The sequence below is a fragment of the Micromonospora sp. WMMD967 genome, from assembly GCF_029626165.1.
GTDB classification, from domain to species: Bacteria; Actinomycetota; Actinomycetes; order Mycobacteriales; family Micromonosporaceae; genus Micromonospora; species Micromonospora taraxaci.
In genome coordinates, this window is sequence record NZ_JARUBK010000001.1 from 6501575 (window position 1) to 6527964 (window position 26390).

A 26390-nucleotide genomic window follows, 5' to 3' on the forward strand; every position below is an offset into this window, starting at 1 on the left:
GCCGCGAGCCTATCCTCCGCGCGCGGCACGGCGGTCGACCCCATCGGGTCGACCGCCGTGGGAGAGGTGCGCGTCACACGCGGACGAGCATCTTGCCCAGGTTGTCGCCGCGCAGGACGCCGAGGAACGCCGACGGGGCGTTCTCGATGCCGTCCACGATCGTCTCGTCGTAGGACAGGGTGCCCTCGCGCAGCCAGCCGGCGACGTCACTGACGAACGCCGAACGCACGTCGTTGTGGTCGTTGACCAGGAAGCCACGCAGGGTGAGCCGCTTGCCGATGACCAGCGCCAGGTTGCGCGGGGCGGCCGGCGGTTCGGTGGCGTTGTACTGCGCGATCATGCCGCAGATGGCCGCTCGGCCGTGCAGGTTCATGACCGAGATCGCCGCTTCCAGGTGGTCACCGCCGACGTTGTCGAAGTAGACGTCGACACCGTCCGGGGCGGCCGCCCGCAGCGAGTCACGGATCGGCCCGTCGTGGTAGTCGAAGGCCGCGTCGAAGCCCAGCGCCCGCAGCCGCTCGACCTTGGCCGGCGACCCGGCGCTGCCGACGACCCGACCGGCACCCTTGAGCTTGGCGATCTGGCCGACCAGGCTGCCGACCGCGCCGGCCGCGGCGGAGACGAACACCGTCTCGCCGGGCTTCATCGCGGCCACCTCCAGCAGCCCGGCGTACGCGGTCAGCCCGGTCATGCCCAGCACGCTCAGGTACGCGCTGACCGGGGCGACGTTCGGGTCGACCGGCCGGGCGGCGGTGGCGTCGAGCACTGCGTACTCGCGCCAGCCCAGCCCGTGCAGGACGGTGGCCCCGACGGCGATGTCCGCCGCCTCGCTGGCCACCACCTCGCCGATAGCGGCGCCGTCGAGCGGCGCGTCGAGTGCGAACGGCGCGACGTACGACTTGACGTCGTTCATCCGTCCCCGCATGTACGGGTCGACGGACATGTACTGGTTGCGGACCACGATCTGGCCCGGGCCCGGCGTCGGGACCTCGGTCTCGACGAGTCGGAAATTGTCGTCGGTGGGCCAGCCCACGGGGCGGCTGGCCAGGTGGATCTCACGGTTGCTGGTCACGGGGGTGGTCGTCCTCTCGTCCGCGGTGAGGTGCCTGAGGAGCCGGTGGTCAGGCGGCCAGGGTCTCGCGGACGGTCAGCGTGACGTCGATGTTGCCGCGGGTGGCGTTCGAGTAGGGGCAGACCTGGTGGGCCTGCTCGACCAGCTGCTCGGCGGCCTCGCGGGGCACGGCGGGCAGGTCGACGACGAGCTGCACGGTGAGCCCGAAGCTGCCGCTGCCGTTCGGGCCGATGCCCACCTCGGCGGCGACCACGGAGCCGGTCACGTCGGCCTTGGCCCGACGGGCCACGACCCGCAGCGCGCCGTGGAAGCAGGCCGCGTAGCCGGCGGCGAAGAGCTGCTCGGGGTTGGCCGCGCCGCCGGCGCCACCCATCTCCTTCGGCACGGCCAGGTCGAGCGCGAGGGTGCCGTCGGAGGTCTCGACGTGGCCGTCCCGCCCGTCGCCGCTGGCGGTCGCTGACGCGGTGTAGAGAACCTGCATGAGGGTCACTGCTCCTTCTGTCGGTGGATGGTGTCGGTGACCTGGTTGAGGGTGTCGCGCAGCGCGACCAGCTCGGTGATGCCCAGCCCGGTGGCCTGGGCGATGCACATCGGGACGTGGTCGACCTGTTGGCGCAGGGCGCGGCCCTGCTCGGTGAGGCCCACCTCGACCCGCCGCTCGTCGCTGGCCGACCGTCGTCGGGCCACCAGCCCCGCCCCCTCCAGCCGCTTGAGCAGCGGAGAGAGGGTGCCGGAGTCCAGTCGCAGCTCGGTGCCCAGCTCGGACACCGTGCGGGCGTCGTCGGGACGCTCCCAGAGCACCAGCAGCACCAGGTACTGCGGGTAGGTCAGCCCGAACTCGTCGAGGATCGGCCGGTAGACGTCGGTCAGCGCGCGCGACGCGGTGTAGAGCGCGAAGCACACCTGCCGGCGCAGCACCAGGTCATCGGTCACCGTTGAACCGTAGTCCACAATTAAGTTGTGCACAACTTAATTGCCTGGCGGCCGACTCGGCTCGCGGCCGACTCGGCCGGGCGCACCTCAGCGATCGCCGAGGTACGCCTCCAACTCCACCTCGACCAGGTGCTCCGGGTCCAACAAACCGGCCACCACCACCAGGGTGGCCGCCGGCCGGACCGCTCCGAAGACCGCGTTGTGCGCCCGGCCCACCTCGTCGGCGTGCAGCCGGTCGGTCACGTACAGCCTGGTCCGGACCACGTCACCCGGCTCCGCACCCACCTCGGCCAGCGCGTCCAACCCGATCCGCAGCGCCTGGGCGGTCTGCGCGGCGGCGTCACCGACGTGCACCACCTGACCGTCCACCGTCGCCGTGCAGCCGGCCGTCCAGGCCCGGTCACCGGCCCGGACCACGCGGGAGTAGCCGTAACTCTGCTCCCACGGCCCACCCGACCCCAGCCGGGTGACAGTCACGCCTCGGCCAGCGTCCGCAGCGCCTCGGCCACCGTGAAGGCACCCGCGTAGAGCGCCTTACCGGCGATGACGCCCTCCACCCCGACCGGCTCCAGGGTCGCCAACGCCCGCAGGTCGTCCAGCGTGGACACACCCCCGGAGGCGATCACCGGGCGGTCGGTACGAGCACACACCTCGCGCAGCAGGTCCAGGTTCGGCCCGCGCATCGTGCCGTCCTTGGTGATGTCGGTGACGACGTACCGGCTCGCGCCCGCCTTGTCCAGCCGCTCCAGCACCTCGTACAGGTCACCGCCGTCCCGGGTCCACCCACGCGCGGACAGGGTCTGGCCCCGCACGTCCAACCCGATGGCCACCCGGTCGCCGTACTCCCCCACCACCCGATCGCACCAGACCGGGTCCTCGAGAGCCGCGGTGCCGATGTTCACCCGGGCCGCACCGGTGCCCAACGCCGCACGCAGCGACTCGTCGTCGCGGATGCCGCCCGACAGCTCCACCTTCACGTCCAACTGGCGCACCACCTCGGCGAGCAGGTGCGCGTTGGTGCCCCGCCCGAACGCCGCGTCCAGGTCGACCAGGTGGATCCACTCCGCGCCGTCCTGCTGCCAGGCCAGCGCCGCGTCCAACGGGTCGCCGTAGACGCTCTCGCTTCCGAGGGCGCCCTGCACGAGCCGGACGGCCCGGCCGTCGGCGACATCCACGGCGGGTAACAGGGTCAGGCTCAACGTCTTCTCCTCGATCAGGTACGACGGTCCAGGGCGATCACCACGATCGCCGGCAGTACGAGCAGCAACAGCACGATCAGCGCGATACGCAACGCCACATTGTCGACGAACGTCCAGATCAGAATCAGCGCCGCGCCGGTGAGCAGCACGATCGCGGCCCGCTCACCACGGCTGTGCCGGGCCAGCCGGCCCGAACGGCCCCGCCGCAGCTGCGGCGTCAACCGGCGGACCACCGCGCGACGACGCTGCCGGCGAGCGACCTGCCGCTGCCGGACAGCCCGCTCCCGGGCCTGTTCCGCCTCCCGCTCGGCCCGCCGACGGGCCCGTTCCCGGCTCACCGCGACGCCCCCGCGCCGGGCACCGGGCGACGACGCTCAACCACCGCTGGGCAGCGTGGCGAGCCAGTTGCGCAGCAGCGCGGCACCGGTGTCGGCGGACTTCTCCGGGTGGAACTGGGCCGCCGACAGCGGACCCCGCTCCACCGCGGCGACGAAGTCGACGTCGTGGTGGGCGGTGGTCACGGTGGCACCGGCGGCAGCCAGCGCCGCCGCGTCACCCACGGCGTACGAGTGGACGAAGTAGAACCGGCTCTGCTCCGACAACCCGGCGAAGAGCACCGACTCCCCGGGCGCCCGCACCGTGTTCCAGCCCATGTGCGGCAACCGCGTGGCGGCCAACCGGGTCACGCCACCGGGCAGCAGCCCCAGCCCCTTGGTCACCACACCGTGCTCCTCGCCGTACTCGAAGAGCACCTGCATGCCCACGCAGATCCCCAGCACCGGCCGACCGGCCGCCACCCGCTCGGCGATGACCGGGCCGGCGCCCAACGCCTCGATCCCGGCCATGCACGCCGCGTACGCGCCCACCCCCGGCACCACCAGACCATCGGCGGCGGCCGCGGCGGACAGGTCGTCGGTCACCCGCACGTCCGCGCCGGCGGCAGCCAGTGCCCGCTCCGCCGAGCGCAGGTTGCCCGAGCCGTAGTCGAGCACCACCACGGCGCTCATGCGTCCTGCCCCGGCAACAGCCACAGCACCCCACCGACAGTGGCGAGCACCGCGAGCAGCGCGGTGATGCCCACCACGCCCTTCGACGCGCCCTGGCGGTACAGCGACCAGGCGCCACCCACCAACACCCCGGCCAGGATCAGCAACAACGTCGGCAACGCGGCACCCATCAGAGCGCACCCTTCGTGCTGGGGATCGCACCGGCCGCGCGGGGGTCGATCGAGGTCGCCTCGCGCAACGCACGGGAGACCGCCTTGAACTGCGCCTCCACCACGTGGTGGGCGTCCGGGTGGCCGCCCGGCCGGGCCGCCCGCAGCACGTCGACGTGCAGCGTGACCCGGGCCGCCTGCCCGAAGGACTCCCAGATGTGCCGGGTCATGCTCGTCGCGTAGACCGGCCCGATGTACGGGGCCAGCACCGGCTCGTCGTGCACCACGTACGGCCGACCGGACAGGTCCACAGCCGCCCGGACCAGCACCTCGTCCATCGGCACGGTCGCCGAACCGTACCGTCGGATGCCCGCCTTGTCGCCCAGGGCCTCGTCGAACGCGGCGCCCAGGGCGAGCGCGGTGTCCTCGATGGTGTGGTGCGCGTCGATCTCCAGGTCACCCACCGTCCGTACGGTCAGGTCGAAGCCGCCGTGCCGGGCGATCTGGTGCAGCATGTGGTCGTAGAAGCCCACGCCGGTGCTGATCTCGGCGGCTCCGGTGCCGTCGAGGTCGATCTCGACGAGGACCTTGGTCTCCTTGGTGATCCGCTCCACGCGGGCGGTCCGACTCATGTCACAGTCTCCATTGCGGTGAGGAAGGCATCGGTCTCGGCGGCGGTGCCTGCGGTCACCCGCAGCCAGCCGGGCAGACCGACGTCCCGGACCAGCACTCCCTGGGCCAGCAGGGCCTTCCAGACGACGGTCTGGTCGCCGCCCACCTGGAAGAGCACGAAGTTGGCGTCGCTGTCGGCGACCCGCAACCCGCGCCCCCGCAGCGTCGCCACGATCCGGTCCCGCTGCTCCATGATCGCGCTCACCGTACCGAGGAGGGCGTCGCGGTGGGTCACCGCCGCACGTGCGGCGGCCTGGGTGAGCGTGGAGAGATGGTATGGCAGCCGGACGAGCTGCACCGCCTGCACCACCGCCGGATCGGCGGCCAGGTAACCCAGCCGCCCACCGGCGAAACCGAACGCCTTGCTCATCGTGCGGCTGACCACCAGCCGCGGGTGGCCGGGCAGCACCGCGAGGGCGCTGACCGTCCCGGGCCGGGCGAACTCGGCGTACGCCTCGTCGACGACCACCATGCCCGGCGCGGCGTCGAGCACCGCGGCGATCACGGCCGGGTCCAGTGCCGTGCCGGTGGGGTTGTTCGGTGAGCAGAGGAAGACCACGTCCGGTTGGTGCTCGCGGACCTGGGCGACCGCCTCCGCGACGGTCAACCCGAAGTCGACGCCACGCTCGGCGGGCACCCACCGGGTGCCGGTGCCGAGGGCCAGCAACGGATGCATCGAGTACGCCGGAACGAAGCCGAGGGCGGTGCGCCCCGGCCCACCGAACGCCTGGAGCAGCTGCTGCTGGATCTCGTTGGAGCCGTTCGCCGCCCACACCTGCTCGACGGTGAGCCCGTGCCCGAGATATTCGGCCAGGTCGGCGCGGAGCGCCACCGCGTCCCGGTCCGGGTAGCGGTTCAACTCGCGCAGCTCGGCCGCGAGCGCCTTGCCGATCGCCTCGACCACCGGCTCCGGCACCGGGTAGGAGTTTTCGTTGGTGTTGAGCCGCACCGGCACGTCCAGCTGCGGCGCCCCGTACGGCGACAGCCCCCGCAGGTCGTCCCGGATCGGCAGGTCATCAAGACTCGTCACGTCGACGCTCCCGGGAAGCGCGCCTGCACCGCCTGGCCGTGTGCCGGCAGGTCCTCGACGTTCGCCAGGGTGACCACGTGCGGGGCCACGTCACGCAGCGCCGCCTCGGTGTACTCGATCAGGTGGACGCCGCGCAGGAACGACTGCACCGACAGCCCGGAGGAGTGCCGGGCGCAACCACCGGTCGGCAACACGTGGTTGGACCCGGCGCAGTAGTCGCCGAGCGACACCGGCGACCAGGCGCCCACGAAGATCGCCCCGGCGTTGCGCACCCGAAGCGCCCACTCCCGCGCGTCGGCCGTCTGGATCTCCAGGTGCTCGGCCGCGTACGCGTCGACCACCCGCAGCCCCGCCTCCAGATCGTCGACCAGCACCACGCCGCTCTGCTCGCCGGTCAGCGCCGTGGTCACCCGCTCGACGTGCTTGGTCGCCGACACCTGCCGGGCCAACTCCCGCTCGACCGACTCGACAAGCGCCAGCGACGGGGTGACCAGCACGCTCGCGGCCAGCGGGTCGTGCTCGGCCTGACTGATCAGGTCGGCGGCCACGTGCGCCGGGTCGGCGGTGTCGTCGGCCAGGATGGCGATCTCGGTCGGCCCGGCCTCGGCGTCGATGCCGACCACGCCCCGCAGCAGCCGCTTGGCGGCGGTCACCCAGATGTTGCCCGGGCCGGTGATCAGGTCGACCGGGTCGCACCGCAGCTCACCCAACGGGTCGACAGCAGCGCCGTACGCCAGCATCGCCACCGCCTGGGCCCCGCCGACGGCGTACACCTCGTCGACACCGAGCAGCGCGCACGCGGCGAGCACCCGGGGGTCGGGCAAACCACCGTTGTCCTTCTGCGGCGGGCTGACCACCACCAGCGACCGCACCCCGGCCGCCTGCGCGGGCACCACGTTCATCACGACCGTCGACGGGTACATCGCCAGGCCGCCGGGCACGTAGAGGCCGACCCGGTCGACCGGTAGCCACCGCTCGGTGACAGTGCCGCCGTGCACAACCTGCGTGGTGTGATCGGTGCGCCGCTGGTCGGCGTGCACCCGACGGGCCCGGCTGATCGATTCCAGCAGGGCGGCGCGCACGCTCGGGTCGAGCACCCCCTCGGCCTCGGTGATCGCCTCGACCGGCACCCGCAGCACCTCCGGGGAGATGCCGTCGAACCGCTCGCTGGCCTCCCGGATCGCCGGGTAACCATGCTCGCGGACCGCCTCCACCAGCGGTCGGATCCGCTCGACGGCGACCGACACGTCGAGTTGGGCACGGGGCAGCAGGCGGCGCGGGTCTCCGAGACCGTTGCGCAGGTCGATCCGGTTCAGCACCCTTGCGAGTCTAGGCGGCCCGCCCACGGTGCACCCCAGCCGCCCGTACGCCGGGACGGTGAGCCGGGCCACGCCCACCGGGGCGAGATTGGTTAGGCTCGACCATGTGACCGCACGGCTGCCGGTGTTTCCGCTCGCAACGGTGCTCTTTCCCGGGTTGGTGCTGCCGCTGCACATCTTCGAGGAGCGCTACCGGGCGCTGGTCCGACACCTCGTCGACCTGCCCGAGGGCGCTCCCCGCGAGTTCGGTGTGGTGGCCATCCAGGCGGGCTGGGAGGTCGCGCCCGCCGGTCCCGGCTCCCGGGCGACGGCGGGTGTCGGCGAGGTCACCCTGCACGAGGTCGGCTGCACCGCCGAGCTGCGGCAGGTGACCGAACTGGCCGACGGTGGTTTCGACATCGTCACGGTCGGCCGCCGCCGGTTCCGGATCGCCGAGGTCGACGAGACCGCCGCTCCCTACCTGACCGCGGACGTCGAGTGGCTCCCCGATCCCTCCGGGCCCGACGAGGTCGCCGACCTGTTGGCCGCCCGGGTGATCGCGGTGTTCCGGCAGTACCTGGGGCTGATCCGCCCCGACCCGGAGGAGATCTCCGAGCAACTGCCGGAGGATCCGACCGTGTTGTCCCATCTGGTGGCGGCGACCGCGGCGCTCACCGTCGACGACCGGCAGCGGCTGCTGGCCATCGACGACACCGCCGCGCGGCTCCGCGCCGAGCTGCGGCTGCTCAACCGCGAGGCGGCTCTGCTGCGTCAGGTGCGGGCGGTTCCGGTGCCGTTGGCGGAACTGGCGTCCCCGCCGACACCCAACTGAGCCCCGGCTCGGGCTCCGGCCGCAGGCCCGGCCACCGCGACCAGCCCGCCAGCAGCGTGTACGTGATCGCGGCGCCGAACGCCGGCAACAGCAGGTTGCCGTGCGGCACGGGCAGGACACCGAGCAGCCAGTCGACCCCGCCGGCCCGCAGGTCGGCGGGTTTGGTGAAGGCCTGCCCGGCCGGGGCGGTGTCCAGCAGCCGGTCGAAGGTGGCCAGGCCGATCCGCCGTCCCACCTGCCAGGCCACCGGCGCGGCGGCCAACGCGCCGAGCACCGCGGCGAGCAGCCCGACCGGGCCGCGCCGACGTCGCAGCGCGAACCACAGGGCGAGCGCCACCAGCAACCCGAAGGCCAGCCCGAGCAGACTGAACCACCCGTCGGCGGCGATCGGCTGTTCCGGTTGCGGGTCGGCGTAGATCGCCCCCTCGGCGGTCTTGAGCACCGGAGTGTCCGGCGCGAGCCCCGCCCAGAGCAGCCCCAACGGCACACCCAGGACGGCCACGGCGAGCACGCTGGCCAGCACCGTCGCCACGGTACGCAGCGGACGACGCGGCTCGTCGAAGGTCAGCTCCAACAGGCTCCCGTAGGCCGCCGAGGCAGGACCGTACCCGTGCTGCGGTGTCGCCAGCTGGGCCTCCGGGGGTGGCACGGCCCTCGGCGGCGGCAGGTCCCCGGGCTGCGACCCGGCCTCCGGCTGCGACCCGGCCTCCGGCTGCGACCCGGCCTCCGGCTGCGGCCCGGTCGACCGCTCAGCGTCCGGCGAGGTCGCGCCGGGCGACCGCTCAGCGTCGAGCTGCGGCCCGGTCGACCGCTCGGCGTCCGGCGAGGTCGCGCCGGGCGTGCGGGGTGGCGCGGGTCGGTCGGGCTCGTTGACGGGCCGCGCGGGGTCGGGGTAGTCCGGGCTCACCCGATGATCCTCTCAGGCCCGGTCGAGCGGCGGGGCTCCGGTGGCGGCAGACCAGCTCACCGGGCGAACGGCTCCACCATCATCGCCGCCGCCCGCAACCACGCCTGCCGGGTCTCCGGCTGGAGCTGGTGGTACTCGATCGACGCCCCGGTCTCCAGCGCCGGGTCGTAGGGCACCACTGCCACTCCACGGGTACGGGTCGCGAAGTGCCGTTCCAGGTCGTCCTGCAACGGCGAGCGACCCGGGGTCGGGCAGGAGATGAGGGTGACGGCGTTGTCCGCCAGCTCGCCCATGCCCTCCTCGTGCAGCAGGTCGAGCATCCAGTCCGCGCTGAACGCCGCGTCCTCCCGCGGCACGGTGGTCACCACCAGCTGGTCGGCGGCCTGCATCACGGTGCGCCAGTTGGGGCTCTCCACGTTGTTGCCGGTGTCGACGCAGACCACGTCGTGGGTGCGGCGCAGCAGCTCCAGCACCCGCCGGACGGTGAACTGGTCCAGTCGCTGGGCGAAGCGGGGGCTCTCCTCGCCGGCCAGCACGTCGTACGAACCGTCGGAGGCGTGCCGCAGGTAGTCGTCGAGCCGACCCAGCAGGGTCTCGCCTTCGAGGATCTCGATCTGGGCCAGGTCGGTGACCAGGTGCCGGATCGTCCGGGCGTGCCGGGCACTGCCGGCGCGCAGACCGAGGGTGCCGCGCAGCTCGTTGTCGTCCCAGGCCAGCACGCCCTGCCCGCGCACGCTGCCGACGGTGGCGGCGGCGAGCACGGTGGCGGTGGTCTTGTGCACCCCGCCCTTGGGGTTGGCGAAGGCGAACACCCGGGGCGTGCCCAGATCCCGCCGCAGCACCCCGTTGGCCCGTTCCTGCTCGTCGACACCCTGCGAGCGCCACTCGATCCGGGCCGGGTAGGAACGCTCGACGACCGCCGAGCCGACCGGTTGCGCGACCGGCGGGGGCGCGACCGGCGGTGCGATGGGCGGTGGTGCGATCGGCGCGGCCGGTGGCGCTGCGACCGGCGGGGGCTGCGGCACGGCGACCGGATACCCGGTCTCCGGCTGGTAGCCGGTCTCCAGCAGGGCGTACCGCGACTCCACCGGCTGGTCGCCCGGCCGGTAACCGTTGTCCAGCAACGCGTACCGCGACGGACCCGGGTCGGGGACAGCCGGCGGCGGCTCGGGTTCGGTCCGGTACGCCGGCTCGACCCGACGGCCCGGATCCGCCCGGTAGCCCGACTCGGCGCGGTACGCCGACTCGGCCCGATAGTCGGGTTCCCCCCGGTACGGCTCACCCCGGTAACCCGGCTCGGCCCCAAAGCCCTGCTCGGCCTGGAAGCCCGGCTCCGGGCGATAGGTCGGCTCCGCCCGGTACGCCGGCTCGGCCCGATAGTCGGGCTCCGGCCGGTAACCCGGCTCGGCCCGGTAACCCGGCTCGGCCCGGTACGCCGGGTCCGACCGGTAGTCCGGCTCCGACCGGTACGCGGGGTCCGACCGGTACGCCGGCTCGGCGCGGTAGTCCGGCTCGGCCCGGTAGGCGGGGTCGACGCGGTAGGTCGCCTCGGCCCGGTAGTCGGGCTCCGCGCCGTACGACAGATCTGCTGGATGCCCGATGGCGGGTGCCCGCCCCGCGTAGCCGTTGGGGGCCGCGCGCCGGGGCAGCGGGTCAGGTGGCGCGTCGTCGGCACGCCGGTCCGGCTCGGTCTGCTCCGCGCCGCGACCGCCCAGCCGGGCACGGTCCAACAACGCACGCCACCGCGGCGCTGGTTCGGCCGGCCGGCCCCAGCCGGTCTCACTGCCCTCCACGGCCCGCCCTCCCAGCGCCATCGATCTCCGTCTGACAGGCTACGAACCAAACCCTATTCGGACCACACCTCAGAGCGCACACCAGCCGACGCAGATCACGACGACGCGGGTGACGGGGAGTCGGCACCGGTGCTGTCCGGGGAGGTGGCGACGCTCGGCGGGGGCGGCTCGGTCGACGCGGCGGACGACGGCCCGGGTGACGGAATCGTGACGACCGGTGCGGGTTCCGACGATTCGCCCACCGACGCCAGCGGCGCGGGCGCGGGTGGGGTGGACTCCACGGAACCGTCCGGGGTCGACGCCGGACTCGGCCCGGTGTCGGCCGGCGGGCGCACCACGTCGCGCTGCTCGGGCAGTGGTGGCGTGAAGACGGTGCGGTCCAGCCGGTACACCTCGGGGGCCGGGTCGACGGCCCGGACGTCCGGGCGGGCCGCCACACCGCGCAACACCTGAGGGGCCGCCCGCACCACAGCGGCGTAGACGCATGCGCAGCCGGTCCGGTACGCCGCCGCCTCGGCGGTCGCCACCTCGGCCCCGCTGACGTAGCGTTCCCGCAGCTCCCGCTCGTCCGCGCCGTCACCGTCGACAGCCGCGGCCCGGGCCTGGTAGTCGGCGGCCTCGGCGTCCTTGCGGGCCGCCACCTCGTCCATCCCGGCGACCACGTCCTCCGGCACCCGTAGCGCGGGGATGCGGACGATCTCGGTCTGCCGTCCGGGCAGCGGCACCCGCCCGAAGACGGTCGAGACCCCGACGTCGCCGAGCACCGCCGCCAGACGCTGCGGCGGCAGGTACTCGGTGAGCGTGACCAGCGCGTACGTGCCACTCCCCGAGGACGAGGCGGACGCGGGGAGCGCGGCCAGGTCGGCGGCGGCGGACCGCAGGTAACCGGGGACGGAATCACCGTCGGTGACGCCGACCCGGGTCACCTCACCCACCGTCCGGTCGCCCACCGGCGCATCGTCGGCAGCCCAGACCGCGGTGCCCAGGACCGCCGCCGCGGAGAGCACGGCGGCCCAGGTGAGCACCCCGGACCGCGCCGACCGGTCGCCCAGCCGGGCCACGGCCCGGCTCAGCGGCGGCAGCAGCCGTTGGTCCAGCTGCCGCAGCAGGTTGCCGGCGCGCACGGGCGGGATCCCCTCGTCGGATCGGTGTCGGGCGGTCGCCGCTCAGTCACGCAGGATCTGGAGCGCACGTTCCAGGTCGTCAGGGTAGTCGCTGACGAACCGGACCTCGTCCCCCGTTCGGGGGTGCAAAAAGCTCAGTTCGCGGGCGTGCAACCACTGTCGGGCCAGGCCGAGACGGGCCGAGAGGGTGGGGTCGGCACCATAGGTGAGATCACCCACGCAGGGGTGCCGCAGGGTGGAGAAGTGCACCCGGATCTGGTGGGTCCGACCGGTCTCCAGCCGGACGTCGACCAGGCTCGCCGCCGGGAACGCCTCGAGGGTGTCGTAGTGGGTGATGCTCGGCTTGCCGCCGGACACCACCGCCCAGCGGTAGTCGTGGGTCGGATGCCTGTCGATCGGCGCGTCCACGGTCCCGCGCAGCGGGTCCAGGTGGCCCTGCACCACGGCGTGGTAACCCTTGTCCACCTCGCGGTACTTGAAGGCCCGCTTCAACGCCGTGTACGCCTGTTCGCTCTTTGCGACCGCCATGATCCCGGTGGTCCCCACGTCGAGCCGGTGCACCACGCCCTGACGCTCGGCGGCACCACTCGTGGAGATGCGGTGCCCGATCGCGGCGAGGCCGCCGATCACGGTCGGGCCCGTCCATCCGGGGCTGGGGTGGGCCGCCACTCCCACCGGCTTGTCGACCACCACGATGTCGTCGTCGGCGTAGACCACCCGCAGGCCGGGCACCGCCTGGGGCACCACGGTCGGTGGCGCGACCGGCGCGGGCAGCGTGACGTCCAGCCAGGAGCCGGCCTTGACCTTGTGCGAGTTCGGCCGGGCGCTGCCGTCGACGAGCGCGTCCCCGGCGTCCACCAGGGCCGCGGCGGCGGTGCGGGAGAGCCCGAACAGGCGGGACACGGCCTGGTCCAGTCGCATGCCGTCGAGGCCGTCCGGCACGGGCAGGGAACGGTGGTCGCCGCCAGCGGCGAATGCGGAGGTCATGCCCGCTCCTGCTGCTCGGCGGCGCCCTGGGGGGCGTCCGTCTCGGTCGGGTTGCCGTCGCGGCCGGCGCGGCGGCCGTCACGCTGGCGGCCGGTCAGCTCCAACAGCACGGCCAGCAGCACGCCGCAGACCAGCGAGCTGTCCGCCAGGTTGAACACCGGCCAGACCTGGCCGTACGGGTCGAAGAGGCTGATCATGTCGACCACGTGCCCGTGGAAGGGGGATGGCGCCCGGAAGATCCGGTCGACGAGGTTGCCCAGCGCGCCGCCCAACACCAGGCCGAGGGAGATCGCCCAGGGCAGTGAGCGCAGTCGCAGTGCCATCCAGACGATCCAACCGACCACACCGATGGTGATCAGCGGGAAGACCCAGGTGTGGTCCGCGCCGATGCTCCAGGCGGCACCGCTGTTGCGGGTCAGGCTCAGGTAGACGAACCCGCCGAGCAGACGGACCGGCTCCCGGTCGGTCAACGCGGCCAGCGCGAGGTGCTTGGTGACCAGATCGGCCAGCAGGGCCACCAGGGCGACGCCGGCGAGGATCGCAACGGCCCGGGGTCGGCGTGTGCCGCCGCCCGGATCGGTGCGGCCGGGTTCGGCGGACGGTGCTGCGGTCATGCGCTCCCCATCGACAGTCTCGGCGGTGATCGCTCACCGTCTCATCGCCGCCGGGGAACGGACCTCAGCGCCGTTCCTCCAGCTGCTTGCACGTCACACACTGGGTGGCCGACGGGAATGCGGCGAGGCGCTCGACCGGGATCGGGTTGCCGCACCGCTCGCACCAGCCGTAACCACCCTCGTCGAGGCGCTCCAACGCGCGCTCCACCTGCGTGATCCGTTCCAGAATGCTGTTGGCGAGAGAGATCTCCTGCTCCCGCTCGAGCGTCTTGGTGCCCGTGTCGGCCTGGTCGTCCCCGGCCGAGTCGGTCAGCCGATCGCGCTGCAGCTCGGTGATCTCGCTCAGCGTCTGATCGTACTCGGCACGAAGCTCGTCCCGCCGCGCCGCCAACGCCGCCCGGATCTTCTCGGTCTCCGCCGTGCTCCGGGTGGCCTTGGCCACCGGCTTGCGCCCGGCGGTCCTGGTGTCGGCTGGCTTAGCCATGGGTCGCTCCCTCGGCCGGGGAGCCGCGTGGTTCGCGGCATCCTGGTCAGGGGGCGCCGACCAAGGCGTCCCCTAATGGACGAAAAGGGGCGCACGGCGACGATGGCCGCGCACTCCGGAGGTTGGCAAGAATACGGAACGTACAGGCGTCCGACAACGTGCCGCACCGTCGCACCGCTCAACAGCCCCTAGCCCTGCCTAACTGGGGCAAAGGGAACGCTAGCAGATCAACCAGGCACTTCATCCCCGTGTTCGCCAAACCACCGAGCCAGCCGACCCCGTCGGCTGACTGCCCGCAACCTCCGCTCGGCGGCGTCCCGCACTCCGGCGGTCGCCACGATCAACAGGCTGTCGCCGGTCTTCAGCCGGGTGTCCGGCGCGGGCACGAATCCCACCCCGTCGCGCAGCACCAGCGTCACCGAGGCACCCAGCGGAAGCCGCAGCTCGTCGACGTGCACGCCGGCCAGCCGCGAGCCCGGCGGCACCTCCACCTGGAGCAGATCTGCGCGCATCCGCTCCAGCGGGGCGGTCTCCACATGGATCTCGGCGGCCTCGCTCGGCGCGGTCACCCGCAACCAACGGGCGAACGGCCCCAGCGCCCCGGCCTGCACCAGAGTGAAGATCACTACCAGCACGAAGACCACGTCGAAGAGACGCTCCGCACCGGGCACCCGCTCGGAGAGCGGAATGGTCGCCAACACGATCGGCACCGCCCCGCGCAGCCCCGCCCAGGACAGGAACGCCTGTTCGCGGAGGCCGACCCGGAACGGCAACGCCGACACGGCCACCGACAACGGCCGGGCCAGCAGCACCAGGGCCAGTCCCGCGACCACCGCGGGTAGCACCGCCGAAGCCAGCCGGCCTGGCGCGGCCAGCAACCCGAGCAACACGAACAGCCCGATCTGGGCGAGCCACGCAAGCCCGTCCGCGAAACCCAGGATCGCCTGCCGATGCGACAACCGGGCGTTGCCCAGCAGCACCCCGGCCACGTAGACGGCGAGGAACCCCGAGGCGTGCAGCACCGCCCCGGCGGCGTACGCCAACACGGTGATGCCCACCGCGGCGATCGGGTAGAGACCGGCCGACGGCAGCGCCGCCCGGCGCAGCGCCCAGGCGCCGGCGACACCCGCACCCACGCCCACCGCCGCGCCCACACCCAGCTCGTAGCAGACCAGCCCGACCTCGTACCACCACGGATGCGCCCAACCCTCGTGGGACAGCAGCACCACCAGCAGCACCACCGGGGCGTCGTTCATGCCCGACTCGGCCTCCAGGGTGGCCACCAGCCGGGGCGGCAACCGCAGCCGGCGCAGGGTGGCGAAGACGGCCGCCGCGTCGGTGGACGACAGCACCGCCCCGTAGAGCAGCGCCAACCGCCAGTCCAACCCCAACAGAAGGTGTACGGCGACACCGACCACCACGATGCTCACGACGACGCCGACCGTGGAGAGTGCGGAGGCCAGCCCGAGCACCGGTCGTAGCGTGCTCCACCGGGCGGTGAGGCCGCCCTCCGCGATGATCACGATCAGCGCGCAGAAGCCGAGGGTCCGGGTCAGCTCGACGTCGTCGAAGCGGATGCCCAGCCCGCCCTCGCCGATCGCCACACCCAGCGCCAGGTAGACGAGGAGGCTGGGCACACCGAGCCGGGTGGAGAGTCGCACCGCGCCCACGGCGACCAGCAGCACGGCCGCACCGAGCAGCAGCCCGATGTCCAACCCGGGCGTCACTGTCGGACCAACCCGGGCGTCACGGCTGCCCGGCCCGGGCGTTCCTCACTCGGCAGATCCGTCGCGCAGTCGGCGCAGCAGCGCGGACAGCTCCGGCGCGGGCCGGTCGACGAGGAACAGCTTGTCCCGACTCGCCGCGCCGACGCGCAGGGACACCGCCGCCGGCCGGATGCCCAGGGCGGCCGCCAACGCCCGCCGGGCCGCCTCGGTCGCCCGCCCGTCGACGGCGGGGTCGTGCACCGCGATCACCAGGGCAGGCCCGTGTGGACCGTCGAAACGCCCGCCCACCCGGTCCCGGGAGGCTCCGGGCTTCACCCGTACCGCCACGGTGAGCGTCTCCTGTGCGGGCACCGGCGCCGCTTCAGATCGGCCGGACGTCGGCGAGCAGGGCGGTGGCCGGCGCGCACCGCGCGCAGGGAGTGAACCCGAGCTCGACGGCCTCGGCGACCGGCAGCTCCTCCGGCACCCGGCCAGCGAGGTACGGGCAACTGGCGAGGTGGTAGCGGGGGTGACCGTCGACCACCTGGACAGCGTCGGGGAGTCGCGCCACCCGGGCCGCCTCGGCGGGGGTGACCGGCTGCTCGGCCGGCTCGTCGGCGCGGTAGGCGTCGTCGGTCGACGCCGCAGACGACGAGGCGGGGCTGACGGGCCGGACGGGAGCGGACTCGCCGTCGGCCGGAGTCACGAACGGTGCCCCGTCGTCGAAGGGCGGCACCTCGTCGGCGCCGGAGTCGAACGGCGGCTCCGCCGCGGAGTCGAACGGCGGCTCACGGTCGACCGGCGGCTCGGGTGGTTGCCGCCACCCGGTGCCGCCGGTGCCAACCGTCGTGGGCACGTGCTGGACCGGTATCTCCGGCTCGGCCGGCTGCGGCCCGTACGCGGAACCCGTGGCCTGGCCGGCCATGCGGGGAACGTCGGGCTGTCGCCGGCTGGTCCGACCGGGATCCGCCGTCGCGCGGTTGGCGGCTGCCTGGCGGGCGCCCACCACCAACGCCACGGCGGCCAGCAGACTGGCCGCGATGGAAATGATCAACAGGAAGCTGGATCCACCGGCCAGGCCGAGCACCAGGAGGACCACCGCGACGAGGATGAGCAGGAGACTTGCGACTATCACGGCTCACCCCCGCCGCGTCGTACCGCCCAGACGGGGCCGGCGACCGTCACCATTGTCGGAGAGCGATCGCCGGCCGGTGCTCAGCGTCCGGCTTCGAGGGCGCCGGAGCGCCCGCCGCCGCCGTACGAACCGGCGAGGCCCGCAGCGGCCAGCCCGTTGCCGCCGGCGACCCGGCCTGCCTCGGAGCGGGTCATCTCGGCTTCGAGGCCCTGGCCGCGACCGTCGAGGTCCCGCAGCTGGCTCTCCAGGTACGCCTTGAGCCGGGTGCGGTACTCACGCTCGAACTGCTTGAGCTCCTCGATGTGCTTCTGCAGGGCCGTGCGCTTGGCGTCCAGGCCGCCCATGGCCTCCTGGTGCCGCTGGCGGGCGTCCCGCTCGAGGGCGTCAGCCTTCGCGCGCGCCTCCCGGGTCACCTCCTCGGCCTTGCTGCGAGCCTCGGACAGCAGGCTGTCGGCCTCGCGGCGAGCGTCGGACACGTGGTCGTCGGCGGTGCGCTGGGCCATCATCAGCACGCGCAGGGCCTGCTGCTCGCCGTCACCGGTGACGCCCGCGGGGCCGCCGGTCGTGCGGACCTGCTCCAGCTCGGCCTGCATCGCGCGGGCGGCCTGCTCGGCCGCCGACTTGTCGCGCTGCACCCGGTCCAGCTGGGCCTTGACGTCGTTGAGCTCCGCCGCCAGTCGGGCGTCGCCGCCGGGGCCTGCGGGGGCGCCGCCACGGCCGCCGCGCTCCACCTGGGCGCGCAGCTCGTTGTTCTCCTCGATGAGACGGGCGAGCTCGCGCTCGACCTCATCGAGGAAGGCGTCGACCTCTTCCTCGTCATACCCCCGCTTGCCGATCGGCGGCTTTTTGAAGGCGACGTTGTGGACGTCGGCCGGGGTCAGCGGCATCGAAACTCCTCGGGTCAGTTGCGGCCGCGAAAGCGCGTCGGTCATCAGGCAGATGCCCTGATCGACGGCCCTAACACGAACTCCATCAGCACGAACAGGATAACCAGGAGCACAAGGGAGGCCAGGTCGATGCTCACGGTACCAATTCGCAGCGGAGGGATCACACGCCTCAACGCGTTGAGAGGGGGATCAGTGACGCTCCACACGGATTCCAATCCTGCCGATGCGCCGCGCCCCGGTTGCCAGCGCCGGCCGTACTGCAGGACGGCGCTCAACACGAACCGGGACAGGAGAAGGAGCAGGAAGACATAAAGGATCAGGTACAGCACTTGCAGTAAGATCGACAACACGGTCAGCGACGTCCCTCGGGTCGGGCGGGGTCAACTCAGGCTGAAAAAACCGCCCTCAGCGATCTTGGCCTTGTCCTCAGCGGTGACCTGGACATTGGCCGGTGAGAGCAGGAACACCCGATTGGTCACGCGCTCGATCGTACCGCGCAGACCGAACGCCAGACCGGCGGCGAAGTCCACCAGACGGCGGGCATCGGCCTCATCCATCTCGGTGAGATTGATGATCACCGGAACGCCGTCGCGGAAGTGCTCACCGATCGTGCGCGCCTCCCGGTAGGTGGTCGGATGCAGCGTGGTGATCTGGTAGCGCTGCTCCTCCTCGGGCAACGCCCGCTCACGTGCCGTGACCTGCGGCGCGAGGGCCAGGTTGTCACGGGTGTGGTAGGTCAACGCGCCGGAGGTCTCACCAGCTGACGACCGCGTGATCGACCGGACGCTGGACCGCTCGATCCGCTCCGGACGCTCACCGTCACTACGGTCGGACTCGCCCAACCGCCCGCTCGCGCGCTCGGAGAGCCGCCCACGCTCACTGACCCGCGGCCGGGGAGCCGGCGGCTCCTCGGTGTCGTCCTCGTCCTCGTCGGCGAACTCCTCGGCGTACCGGCTCTGCCGGTAACGCGACTCGCGGTAGCCACCCTTGTCGTAGCCACCGTCGTCGTAGGCCCGCTCGTCGTCTTCCTCGACCAGACCGAGCCAGACCCCCGCCTTGCGCAGTGCACCCATCCCGCGCCCTTCCGTCCGCCGTGCGGCACGCGCCCCCGTGCCATGTCGCCCGTCGCGAGTGGACAACCATGCCCATCGGACCGAAACGGCAATCCCCCGGCGCGCGATTCGCGTCGCGCGCCACGACCCCCGACCAGGAGACGCCATCCCTGAAACAACACTGATGTAATTTGCATGTCTCGCGGTCAGGCTACCGCAGCGTGGAACGCATTCCGAGCAACGCGCTACCGACGCGGACATGTGTCGCGCCATATCGGATCGCGATCTCGAAATCTCCGCTCATCCCCGCGGACAGCGCTGTCGCTCCCGGATGGACCCCCCGAAACACGTCGGCGACCTCGGCGAGACGGGCGAAGGCCCGCTCCGGTTCCCAACCCAGCGGAGCGACCGCCATGAGGCCGACGAGACGCAGCCCGGGCGCGTCGGCCACCGCCTCGGCCACCGGTTCCAGCCCGGCACCCGGATCGGCCGACCCGGGCAACGCCCCACCCCGGGCCGCGTCGCCGTCGATGCTCACCTGGACCAGCACGTCGAGCGGCCGCTCCCGGTCGGCGGACGCGGTGGCCAACGCCCGGGCCAGCCGGACACTGTCGACGGACTGCACCACATCGGCGTACCGGACCACCGAGCGGGCCTTGTTGCGCTGCAACTGGCCGATGAAGTGCCACCGCGGTCGCACCCCGGCCGCCGCCACCTCGGCGGCCTTTCCGGCCGCCTCCTGGTCGCGGTTCTCCCCCATGTCGGTCACCCCGAGCCCGGCCAGCGCCACCACGTCGCTGGCCGGGTAGGTCTTCGTCACCGCGATCATCGTGACGTCGGCGTGGTCCCGGCCGGCCTGCGCGCAGGCGTCGGCGATCCGGGACCGCACCTGAGCCAGGCCGGCCGCGATCTCGGCGTGCCGTTCCGGCCGCGCCGTGGCTGAGCTGTCGGTCATCGGCGGTGCTCAGGACCCGTTCTTGAGGAAGTCGGGAACGTCCACGTCGTCGAAGAGCACCCGACGCGGCGACTGGGCCGGAGCCGGGTTGGTCGCCGGCGCGGGCACCGGGGTGCTCTGCGGCGCCGGTTGGTTGGTGTTGGTCTTCCGGGTCGGCTCGGCCGCCTTGTACGCGGGCGTGCCACCGTCGAAGCCCGCCGCGATGACGGTCACCCGCACCTCGTCACCGAGCGCGTCGTCGATGACCGCACCGAAGATGATGTTGGCGTCCGGGTGGGCCGCGTCGGTGACCAGCTGGGCAGCGTCGTTGATCTCGAACAGGCCGAGGTCGGAACCACCGGCGATGGAGAGCAGCACGCCACGCGCGCCGTCCATGCTCTGCTCCAGCAGCGGGCTGGAGATGGCCGCCTCGGCCGCCTCGACCGCGCGGTTCTCCCCGCGGGCGCTGCCGATGCCCATCAACGCGCTGCCGGCACCGCTCATCACGCTCTTGACGTCGGCGAAGTCCAGGTTGATCAGACCCGGGGTGGTGATCAGGTCGGTGATGCCCTGCACACCGGAGAGCAGCACCTGGTCGGCGGTGCGGAACGCGTCCATCATGCTGATGTTGCGGTCGCCCAGGGCCAACAGCCGGTCGTTCGGAATCACGATCAGCGTGTCGCACTGGTTGCGGAGTTCGTCTATCCCCGACTCGGCCTGCACCTGGCGCCGCTTGCCCTCGAAGGAGAACGGACGGGTCACCACACCGATGGTCAGCGCGCCGAGCTTACGGGCGATGTTCGCCACGACGGGCGCGCCGCCGGTGCCGGTGCCGCCGCCCTCGCCGCAGGTCACGAAGACCATGTCGGCGCCCTTGAGCACCTCCTCGATCTCGTCGCGGTGGTCCTCGGCGGCGTTCTTGCCGACGTCCGGGTTGGCCCCGGCCCCCAGGCCGCGGGTCAGCTCCCGGCCAACGTCGAGCTTCACGTCGGCGTCACTCATCAGCAGCGCCTGCGCATCGGTGTTGATCGCGATGAACTCGACGCCCTTGAGCCCAACCTCGATCATCCGGTTGACGGCGTTGACTCCGCCGCCCCCGATGCCGACGACCTTGATGACCGCCAGGTAGTTGTGCGGAGGTGTCATCTCCGGTCCTTTCCTTCGAGATTGGCTTCGGCCGACCGGGTACGGCGTGGCCAGACCAGCGGCCGACGACAGCTGTCACCAGCGAGGGTCAGGGGTGAACCCTAACCCTCTACTAGAGGCTTACAGTTATGTCAACCACTGAACCTCTTCGGGGCAACGTAAGCGCCACCACGCCATGAGCCAAGGACCCGCGCGGCGTGTCGCCGGCCGGAGCGCAACGGGTCACGACGTCACACGCCTCCCAGCTCATCGGAAGGTCACCACGTCCGGCGCGCTCACGTCGATCCGATCGGTGTCCTCGTCGAGCAGCGCGGTGGCCACCCGGGCCTTGTCCGTACCCCTCGTCGCGTCGCCCCAGACCACCGTCCGGTTCCCCTTGAGCCGCAGGGTGATCCGGGCCAACCCCTCCACGTTCACGTCCACCACCTCGGCGCGGAGCTGAGGCGTCAACGCGACGAGCACCTCCAGCCCGGCGCGGGTCCCCGGGTCGTCGGCGGCCGGCCGGCCCACCGTCACCTGGGGCAACTCGGCGGGTCGTTGGTCCACCGTCCGGAACGCCACCCCGCTGCTGTCGATCAGGGTGAACCTCTCCCCCTGCGGCACCGCCGCCACCGGAGTCCGCTCGGTCACCCGCACCACGAGCGTGCCGGGCCAGTCCCGGGAAACGGTGGCCCGTTGCACCGGGGGCAACGCGCCGACCCGACGGGCGACGACGGCCAGGTCCACCCGGGCCAGCGGCACACCGTCCGGCACCGCGACAGCGTCGCGCACCTGGACCGGGGTCACCAGGTCGGCGCCCTTTACCCGTACCTCCCGCACACCGAACAGCCCGGTGCCGAGCACCACCCACGCGACCAGCCCGGCCAACGCGAGCACCCCGGCGGCCACCGCCCAGGGCAGAGCGGCGCGCATCCGACGCTGCCGGGCCCGGGCCATGAACCGGCGGGTCGAGGGCGGAACCGCGTCCCGCCCGGCCCGAACCAGCTGCCAACGCCGCGCCGGACCACGACGCGGAGCGCCGCCGTCGCCGGCGCTGGTCCGCCCTCGGGCCGGGCCGGGGCTCATCCGGCCGTGGACGCCGTGCCGCCGGGTGCGGCGGTGCCACCGAGGGCCGCCCCGTCGCCGCCAGCCGTCGCCCCGCCCGGCACCGGATCGCCGAGCACCCCGGCGGTGGCCACCGGGTCGACGGTCGCGGTCGGCGCGGCGGCGGCCCCCCGCTCCCCCAGCGCGGCCAGCAACTCGTCACCCATCAGCGAGATCGGCGGGGCGCCCATGGTCACCACCACGTCCCCCGGGCGGGCCCGACGGGCCACCTCGACCGGCGCCGCCTCCCACGAGTCGACGAAGACCTTCCGGTCGGCGGGCAGATCCACCGCCGCGATCAGCGCCGCCGAACCCTCACCGGGCTGGCGCAGCTCGCCCGGCCCGAACACCTCCAGCAGCACCACCTCGTCGGCGATGGCCAGCGCCTCCGCGATCTCCGCCTGGTTGTCGCGGGTGCGGTACAGCCGGTACGGCTGGAAGACGACGATCAGCCGCCCGTCCCCGGCCACCTCGCGCAGCGTCTGCAACGCCAGCGTCATCGACGTCGGGTGGTAGGCGTACTCGTCGTAGACCAGCACGCCGTCCGCGACACCCTTGCGCTCGAAGCGCCGCCGCACGCCGGGGAAGACCGCCAGCGCGGCCTCCGCCGCCTCCAACGGCAACTCCAGCAGGTACGTGGCCAGCACGGCGGAAGCGCTGTTCAGCCCCATGTGCCGCCCCGGCACCGGCAGCCGGAACTCGCCCAGCGACCGCCCGTCGATGGCGGCCAGGTAGCGCACCCCGCGCGCCGAGGAGGAGATCTCGGTCAGCCGCAGGTCGGCGTCGGCCGCCTCACCGTAGGTGAACACCCGCCGCCCCTCGGCGCGCAGGCTCTCGGCCAGCCGTCGACCGCCCGCGTCGTCGGCGCAGGTGATGATGAACCCGTCCGGGTCGGTGAGGCGGGCGAACTCCACGAACGCCGCCTCCAGCGTCGCGTAGTCGCCGTAGGTGTTGAGGTGGTCCGCCTCGACGTTCGTGATGATCGAGACGTACGGGCGGTAGATGAGGAACGAGCGGTCGCTCTCGTCCGCCTCGACCACGAAGTGCTCGCCGGTGCCGTGGTGGGCACCCGAGCCGACCTCGGAGATCTCGCCGCCGATCACGAAGGACGGGTCCACCCCGGCCTGCTGCAACACCATGGTCACCATCGACGTGGTGGTGGTCTTGCCGTGCGTGCCGGCCACCGCGATCGCCCGGCGGCCCGTCATGGCCGCGGCGAGGGCCTCGGAGCGGTGCAGGACCCGCAGGCCCCGCCGACGCGCCTCGACCAACTCCAGGTGGTCCTGCGGGATGGCCGAGGAGTAGACGACGGTGTCGACCCCGTCGAGGTTGGTCGCCTCGTGGCTGAGGTAGATGGTGCCGCCGAGCGCCCGCAGCCCCGCCAGCGAGGGCCACTCCCGCAGATCGCTACCGGAGACCCGGATACCCCGGGTGAGCAGCAGCCGGGCCACGCCGAGCATGCCCACCCCACCAACACCGATCAGGTGGACGGCGCCCAGGTCCTCGGCGGTGAGCGTGCCGGCCGGGGTGAACTGCGCGGTCATCGGGCCACCGCCTGGAGGACGAAGGAGCGAAGCGCCTCGTCGCCGTCACGCCGCCCGTACCTCGCCGCGGCGGCGCCCATCGTGTGCAGCCGCTGCGGATCGCGGATGAGCGGGATGACGGTGCGCTCCAGCCAGTCCGGGGTGAGTTCCGCGTCGTCGACCAGCAGCCCGCCGCCGGCCTCCACCACGGGCAGGGCGTTGCGCCGCTGCTCCTGGTTGCTGTGCGGGTACGGCACGTAGATCGTCGGCTGCCCGATCGCGGAGACCTCGGCGACGGTCATCGCGCCGCCCCGGGCCAGCATCAGGTCGGCGGCGGCGTAGCCCAGCTCCATCTCGGACAGGTACGGCAGCGTCACGTACGGCACCGGCAGGTCCGTGGGGATCGGCACCGGCTCGTTGCGGGCGCCCATCACGTGCAGCACCTGCACGCCGTTGCGGGCCAACTCCTTGGCCGCGCCGGACACCGCCAGGTTGATCGAACGGGCACCCGACGAGCCGCCGGAGACGAAGAGCACGGGCAGGTCCGGGCGGAGCCCGAAGTGGGCGCGGGCGGCGTTGCGCAGCGCGTACCGGTCCAGTGCGGCGATGCTGCGACGCAGCGGCACCCCCACGATGGTGGCGTCGCGCAGGGACTCGGCCTGACTGGGCTGGTGCGGGAAACCGACAGCGACGTTCTTGGTGAACTTCATGCCGAGCCGGTTGGCGACGCCCGGCGGCACGTTCACCTCGTGGATCACCATGGGCATCTCGCGACGCCACGCGGCCAGGTAGGCCGGCACCGAGACGTACCCGCCGAAGCCGACGACCACGTCGGCCTTCACCTCGTCGATCACCTTGCCCGCCGCGCGCGCGGCGGTCCACATCCGGCCCGGGGTACGGACCAGGTTCATGTTGACCGACCGGGGTAGTTGGTACGCCGGGATCTGCCGCAGGTCGTAGCCCTGCGGCGGGATCAGGTCGTTCTCCATGCCGCGTGGTGTGCCGAGGCAGGTGATCCGGACGCCCGGGTCGTGTCGGCGCAGGCAGTCGGCGAAGGCGAGCAGCGGGTAGACGTGTCCCCCGGTGCCACCTCCCGCGAGCACCACCGAACGCAGCGGACCCATCAGCGTCTCCTCTCGCTCGCCGTACCCTGACGGCTCCGGCCCTGCCGGACACCGCGCGGCGCGGCCTGGTCGTCCTGTCGCCGCTCCCGCGACCGGGGCACGGGCCCTCGGGCCGCCGGTGGCGTCGCCGGCCGGCGACGCCGGCCGGGAAGCGGCGGCAACGGGGCCCAGAGTAGTCGGACCCACCGGGCCGGCGGACGGGCATGCAGTGCTCTGGCCGCATCGGGTTCGGCGCGGGCGAAGGACGCCAGCATGCCGATGCCCGCCAACGTCACCACCAGGGCACTTCCGCCGTCGGAGATGAACGGCAGCGGCAGGCCGGTGATCGGCAGCAGCCCGACCACCCCACCGATGTTGATCACGGCCTGGCTGACCAGCCAGGTCGTCACGGCGGTGGCGGCGAGCCGGCGGAACGGGTCGTCGACCCGACGGGCGATCCGGAAACCGGTGTACGCGAGGACGGCGAAGAGGCTGAGGACCACGACACACCCGATCACGCCCAGCTCCTCGGCGATGATCGCGAAGATGAAGTCGTTGTGGGCCTCGGGCAGCCAGTCCCACTTGAGGCTGCCCTTGCCCAGCCCGACACCGAACCAGCCACCGTGCTCGATGGCCAGCCGGCCCTGGTAGAACTGGAGGCAGTCGTTGAGCTTGCAGGTCTCCGGGTCCGGTGGGTTGAAGAACATGGCCAGCCGGGCGAGGCGGTAGTTGTCAGCGCCGCGCTCCCCGGAGCCGGCGCCCAGCGAGGCCACCGCGACCAACAGGCCGATCCCGATCAGGCCGGCCGCCGCCAGTGCGCCGAAGACCCGCATGCGCACCCCGGCGGCCCAGAGCAGGCCCACGACCAGGGCCAGCAGGCAGAGCATCGTGCCGGTGTCGTTGTAACCGACCAGGACGAAGAGCAGGCCGACCACCGGGAAGAGCGGGGTGGCCAGCTCGCGCCACCAACCCAACGCGGCGCCCTTGCGGGCGACCAGGTGGGCACCCCAGAGCACCATCGCGAACTTGGCCAACTCGGAGGGCTGTAGCTGGATGCCGCCGACGAACAGCCAGTTCAGCTGCGCCTCGATCGGCCCGAAGCTGGCCGACTCCTGCTTGGTCAGGCGGGCGATCGCGACCAGCAGGTTGAGCACCACCAGGAGGGCGATCGAGGCGAACAGCAGCGGCCGGCCCAGCGAGCGGTAGGTGCTGGCCGGCAGGCGCTGGCAGACCCAGAACGCGCCGATGCCGATCACCGCGAAGATGGCCTGCTTGGTCACCGACGCCGAGGCGTTGCCGTCCTCGGCGTAGTCCTTCACGCTGGTCGCCGAGAAGACCATGGTCAGCCCGATCAGCAGCAGCAGGCCGGCGCAGGACAGCAGCAGGTAGTAGGAGGCCAGCGGCCGGTCCAGCAGCCCGCGCAGGGCGGCGAGCCCGGCGGCTCCGTCCAGCCCGCGCAGCGACGCCGCCGGGTCCGGCTCGCGGCCCGCTGCGCCGGACTCCGGACCCATGGTTGCCGCGCCGGGCCTCGGCTCACGCGGCGGTGAACCGGACTCCCTACCGCCCGCCGACGCGCCGGGCCGCAGCCCTCGCGACGGCGCGCCCGGTTCCGAGCTACGGCGGTCGTCAGTGCGGCGTGACGGAACGGTGCCCGCCGGGCCCGCTGACCGCCGCGGCCGGACGGCCGTCCTGTCGTCCCTGTCGTTGGTGCCTGGTTCCT

Annotated in this window: 30 protein-coding genes; 1 reads left to right on the plus strand and 29 read right to left on the minus strand. The window is 72.8% G+C overall.

Going from position 1 to position 26390, the window contains the following annotated elements; all coding sequences use genetic code 11:
* Positions 1 to 73: 73 nt before the first annotated feature.
* The 11 genes from O7631_RS29140 to hisD form a co-directional block, all read right to left on the minus strand.
* Positions 74 to 1072 (minus strand): NADP-dependent oxidoreductase, encoded by a 999-nt coding sequence (locus O7631_RS29140; protein WP_278147205.1) that lies wholly within the window; start codon positions 1070 to 1072, stop codon positions 74 to 76.
* A 49-nt stretch (positions 1073 to 1121) separates the two neighbouring features.
* Positions 1122 to 1553: an organic hydroperoxide resistance protein gene (locus O7631_RS29145; RefSeq protein ID WP_145779750.1), complete on the minus strand. Its 432-nt coding sequence runs from the start codon at positions 1551 to 1553 to the stop codon at positions 1122 to 1124.
* Positions 1554 to 1558: 5 nt separating this feature from the next.
* Positions 1559 to 2005, minus strand: coding sequence for a MarR family transcriptional regulator (locus O7631_RS29150; protein WP_278147206.1), 447 nt, complete (start codon positions 2003 to 2005; stop codon positions 1559 to 1561).
* Positions 2006 to 2092: 87 nt separating this feature from the next.
* Positions 2093 to 2482: a RidA family protein gene (locus O7631_RS29155; protein ID WP_145779748.1), complete on the minus strand. Its 390-nt coding sequence runs from the start codon at positions 2480 to 2482 to the stop codon at positions 2093 to 2095.
* Entirely contained in the window at positions 2479 to 3204 is a 726-nt protein-coding gene (gene priA, locus O7631_RS29160; RefSeq protein WP_145779747.1) for a bifunctional 1-(5-phosphoribosyl)-5-((5-phosphoribosylamino)methylideneamino)imidazole-4-carboxamide isomerase/phosphoribosylanthranilate isomerase PriA, read from the minus strand. Before priA ends, O7631_RS29155 begins: the two co-directional genes overlap by 4 nt.
* 14 nt (positions 3205 to 3218) lie before the next feature.
* Positions 3219 to 3542, minus strand: a complete 324-nt coding sequence (locus O7631_RS29165; RefSeq protein WP_278147207.1) for a hypothetical protein — start codon at positions 3540 to 3542, stop codon at positions 3219 to 3221.
* 36 nt (positions 3543 to 3578) lie between these two features.
* Complete coding sequence (gene hisH, locus O7631_RS29170) at positions 3579 to 4211, minus strand: imidazole glycerol phosphate synthase subunit HisH (protein WP_145779745.1); 633 nt, start codon at positions 4209 to 4211, stop codon at positions 3579 to 3581.
* Positions 4208 to 4381 (minus strand): hypothetical protein, encoded by a 174-nt coding sequence (locus tag O7631_RS29175; RefSeq protein WP_167524791.1) that lies wholly within the window; start codon positions 4379 to 4381, stop codon positions 4208 to 4210. Before O7631_RS29175 ends, hisH begins: the two co-directional genes overlap by 4 nt.
* Positions 4381 to 4992, minus strand: coding sequence for an imidazoleglycerol-phosphate dehydratase HisB (hisB, locus tag O7631_RS29180; protein WP_278147209.1), 612 nt, complete (start codon positions 4990 to 4992; stop codon positions 4381 to 4383). The genes O7631_RS29175 and hisB overlap by 1 nt, the downstream gene beginning before the upstream one ends.
* A complete protein-coding gene (locus O7631_RS29185; RefSeq protein ID WP_278147210.1) occupies positions 4989 to 6062 on the minus strand; it encodes a histidinol-phosphate transaminase in 1074 nt (357 codons plus the stop codon). The genes hisB and O7631_RS29185 overlap by 4 nt, the downstream gene beginning before the upstream one ends.
* Complete coding sequence (gene hisD, locus O7631_RS29190; RefSeq protein WP_278147211.1) at positions 6059 to 7381, minus strand: histidinol dehydrogenase; 1323 nt, start codon at positions 7379 to 7381, stop codon at positions 6059 to 6061. Before hisD ends, O7631_RS29185 begins: the two co-directional genes overlap by 4 nt.
* 106 nt (positions 7382 to 7487) lie before the next feature.
* Here hisD and O7631_RS29195 point away from each other — a divergent pair, with 106 nt between their 5' ends.
* Complete coding sequence (locus O7631_RS29195; RefSeq protein ID WP_278147213.1) at positions 7488 to 8192, plus strand: LON peptidase substrate-binding domain-containing protein; 705 nt, start codon at positions 7488 to 7490, stop codon at positions 8190 to 8192.
* Here the strand turns inward: O7631_RS29195 and O7631_RS33295 are convergent.
* The 18 genes from O7631_RS33295 to O7631_RS29285 all read right to left on the minus strand — a co-directional run bounded on the left by O7631_RS33295 (position 8107) and on the right by O7631_RS29285 (position 26181).
* Positions 8107 to 9099 carry a DUF2567 domain-containing protein gene (locus tag O7631_RS33295; RefSeq protein ID WP_347403527.1) on the minus strand — a complete coding sequence of 331 codons (993 nt, stop codon included), beginning with the start codon at positions 9097 to 9099 and terminating at the stop codon, positions 8107 to 8109. The two genes, O7631_RS29195 and O7631_RS33295, sit on opposite strands and share 86 nt — an antisense overlap.
* 56 nt (positions 9100 to 9155) lie before the next feature.
* A complete protein-coding gene (locus tag O7631_RS29205; RefSeq protein WP_278147214.1) occupies positions 9156 to 10913 on the minus strand; it encodes an ATPase in 1758 nt (585 codons plus the stop codon).
* 74 nt (positions 10914 to 10987) lie between these two features.
* Positions 10988 to 12016 carry a hypothetical protein gene (locus O7631_RS29210; RefSeq protein WP_278147215.1) on the minus strand — a complete coding sequence of 343 codons (1029 nt, stop codon included), beginning with the start codon at positions 12014 to 12016 and terminating at the stop codon, positions 10988 to 10990.
* Between the two features lie 42 nt (positions 12017 to 12058).
* Positions 12059 to 13003 (minus strand): RluA family pseudouridine synthase, encoded by a 945-nt coding sequence (locus O7631_RS29215; protein WP_269683084.1) that lies wholly within the window; start codon positions 13001 to 13003, stop codon positions 12059 to 12061.
* Positions 13000 to 13617, minus strand: coding sequence for a signal peptidase II (gene lspA / locus O7631_RS29220; RefSeq protein WP_269683083.1), 618 nt, complete (start codon positions 13615 to 13617; stop codon positions 13000 to 13002). Before lspA ends, O7631_RS29215 begins: the two co-directional genes overlap by 4 nt.
* A 64-nt stretch (positions 13618 to 13681) precedes the next feature.
* Positions 13682 to 14101 (minus strand): TraR/DksA C4-type zinc finger protein, encoded by a 420-nt coding sequence (locus O7631_RS29225; protein WP_124770807.1) that lies wholly within the window; start codon positions 14099 to 14101, stop codon positions 13682 to 13684.
* Positions 14102 to 14328: 227 nt separating this feature from the next.
* Positions 14329 to 15828 carry a potassium/proton antiporter gene (locus O7631_RS29230; protein ID WP_278147218.1) on the minus strand — a complete coding sequence of 500 codons (1500 nt, stop codon included), beginning with the start codon at positions 15826 to 15828 and terminating at the stop codon, positions 14329 to 14331.
* Positions 15829 to 15873: 45 nt separating this feature from the next.
* Complete coding sequence (locus O7631_RS29235; RefSeq protein ID WP_278147219.1) at positions 15874 to 16179, minus strand: DUF167 domain-containing protein; 306 nt, start codon at positions 16177 to 16179, stop codon at positions 15874 to 15876.
* A gap of 10 nt (positions 16180 to 16189) precedes the next feature.
* Positions 16190 to 16942 (minus strand): hypothetical protein, encoded by a 753-nt coding sequence (locus O7631_RS29240; protein WP_278147220.1) that lies wholly within the window; start codon positions 16940 to 16942, stop codon positions 16190 to 16192.
* An 80-nt stretch (positions 16943 to 17022) separates the two neighbouring features.
* Positions 17023 to 17829, minus strand: a complete 807-nt coding sequence (locus O7631_RS29245; RefSeq protein ID WP_088988417.1) for a DivIVA domain-containing protein — start codon at positions 17827 to 17829, stop codon at positions 17023 to 17025.
* A 44-nt stretch (positions 17830 to 17873) separates the two neighbouring features.
* Positions 17874 to 18179: a YggT family protein gene (locus tag O7631_RS29250; RefSeq protein ID WP_030334503.1), complete on the minus strand. Its 306-nt coding sequence runs from the start codon at positions 18177 to 18179 to the stop codon at positions 17874 to 17876.
* Between the two features lie 30 nt (positions 18180 to 18209).
* A complete protein-coding gene (gene sepF, locus O7631_RS29255) occupies positions 18210 to 18902 on the minus strand; it encodes a cell division protein SepF (RefSeq protein WP_278147222.1) in 693 nt (230 codons plus the stop codon).
* Positions 18903 to 19092: 190 nt separating this feature from the next.
* Entirely contained in the window at positions 19093 to 19836 is a 744-nt protein-coding gene (locus O7631_RS29260) for a YggS family pyridoxal phosphate-dependent enzyme (protein ID WP_278147223.1), read from the minus strand.
* Positions 19837 to 19845: 9 nt separating this feature from the next.
* Entirely contained in the window at positions 19846 to 20961 is a 1116-nt protein-coding gene (gene ftsZ / locus O7631_RS29265) for a cell division protein FtsZ (RefSeq protein WP_088988414.1), read from the minus strand.
* A 246-nt stretch (positions 20962 to 21207) separates the two neighbouring features.
* Positions 21208 to 22026, minus strand: a complete 819-nt coding sequence (locus O7631_RS29270) for an FtsQ-type POTRA domain-containing protein (protein ID WP_278147224.1) — start codon at positions 22024 to 22026, stop codon at positions 21208 to 21210.
* On the minus strand, positions 22023 to 23588 hold the full coding sequence (gene murC / locus O7631_RS29275) for a UDP-N-acetylmuramate--L-alanine ligase (RefSeq protein ID WP_278147225.1): 1566 nt from the start codon (positions 23586 to 23588) through the stop codon (positions 22023 to 22025). The genes O7631_RS29270 and murC overlap by 4 nt, the downstream gene beginning before the upstream one ends.
* On the minus strand, positions 23585 to 24691 hold the full coding sequence (murG, locus tag O7631_RS29280; protein WP_269683075.1) for an undecaprenyldiphospho-muramoylpentapeptide beta-N-acetylglucosaminyltransferase: 1107 nt from the start codon (positions 24689 to 24691) through the stop codon (positions 23585 to 23587). Before murG ends, murC begins: the two co-directional genes overlap by 4 nt.
* A complete protein-coding gene (locus tag O7631_RS29285; protein WP_278147226.1) occupies positions 24691 to 26181 on the minus strand; it encodes a putative peptidoglycan glycosyltransferase FtsW in 1491 nt (496 codons plus the stop codon). Before O7631_RS29285 ends, murG begins: the two co-directional genes overlap by 1 nt.
* Positions 26182 to 26390: the final 209 nt, after the last annotated feature.

Bases quoted from the DNA above. Each gene is read 5' to 3' on its own strand.
- O7631_RS29145 (WP_145779750.1), bottom strand. From the start codon at position 1,553: ATGCAGGTTCTCTACACCGCGTCAGCGACCGCCAGCGGCGACGGGCGG.
- hisH (WP_145779745.1), bottom strand. From the start codon at position 4,211: ATGAGCGCCGTGGTGGTGCTCGACTACGGCTCGGGCAACCTGCGCTCG.
- O7631_RS29175 (WP_167524791.1), bottom strand. From the start codon at position 4,381: ATGGGTGCCGCGTTGCCGACGTTGTTGCTGATCCTGGCCGGGGTGTTG.
- hisB (WP_278147209.1), bottom strand. From the start codon at position 4,992: ATGAGTCGGACCGCCCGCGTGGAGCGGATCACCAAGGAGACCAAGGTC.
- O7631_RS29205 (WP_278147214.1), bottom strand. From the start codon at position 10,913: ATGGCGCTGGGAGGGCGGGCCGTGGAGGGCAGTGAGACCGGCTGGGGC.
- O7631_RS29215 (WP_269683084.1), bottom strand. From the start codon at position 13,003: ATGACCTCCGCATTCGCCGCTGGCGGCGACCACCGTTCCCTGCCCGTG.
- lspA (WP_269683083.1), bottom strand. From the start codon at position 13,617: ATGACCGCAGCACCGTCCGCCGAACCCGGCCGCACCGATCCGGGCGGC.
- O7631_RS29225 (WP_124770807.1), bottom strand. From the start codon at position 14,101: ATGGCTAAGCCAGCCGACACCAGGACCGCCGGGCGCAAGCCGGTGGCC.
- O7631_RS29245 (WP_088988417.1), bottom strand. From the start codon at position 17,829: ATGCCGCTGACCCCGGCCGACGTCCACAACGTCGCCTTCAAAAAGCCG.
- sepF (WP_278147222.1), bottom strand. From the start codon at position 18,902: ATGGGTGCACTGCGCAAGGCGGGGGTCTGGCTCGGTCTGGTCGAGGAA.
- O7631_RS29260 (WP_278147223.1), bottom strand. From the start codon at position 19,836: ATGACCGACAGCTCAGCCACGGCGCGGCCGGAACGGCACGCCGAGATC.
- ftsZ (WP_088988414.1), bottom strand. From the start codon at position 20,961: ATGACACCTCCGCACAACTACCTGGCGGTCATCAAGGTCGTCGGCATC.
- O7631_RS29270 (WP_278147224.1), bottom strand. From the start codon at position 22,026: ATGAGCCCCGGCCCGGCCCGAGGGCGGACCAGCGCCGGCGACGGCGGC.
- murC (WP_278147225.1), bottom strand. From the start codon at position 23,588: ATGACCGCGCAGTTCACCCCGGCCGGCACGCTCACCGCCGAGGACCTG.
- murG (WP_269683075.1), bottom strand. From the start codon at position 24,691: ATGGGTCCGCTGCGTTCGGTGGTGCTCGCGGGAGGTGGCACCGGGGGA.
- O7631_RS29285 (WP_278147226.1), bottom strand. From the start codon at position 26,181: ATGGGTCCGGAGTCCGGCGCAGCGGGCCGCGAGCCGGACCCGGCGGCG.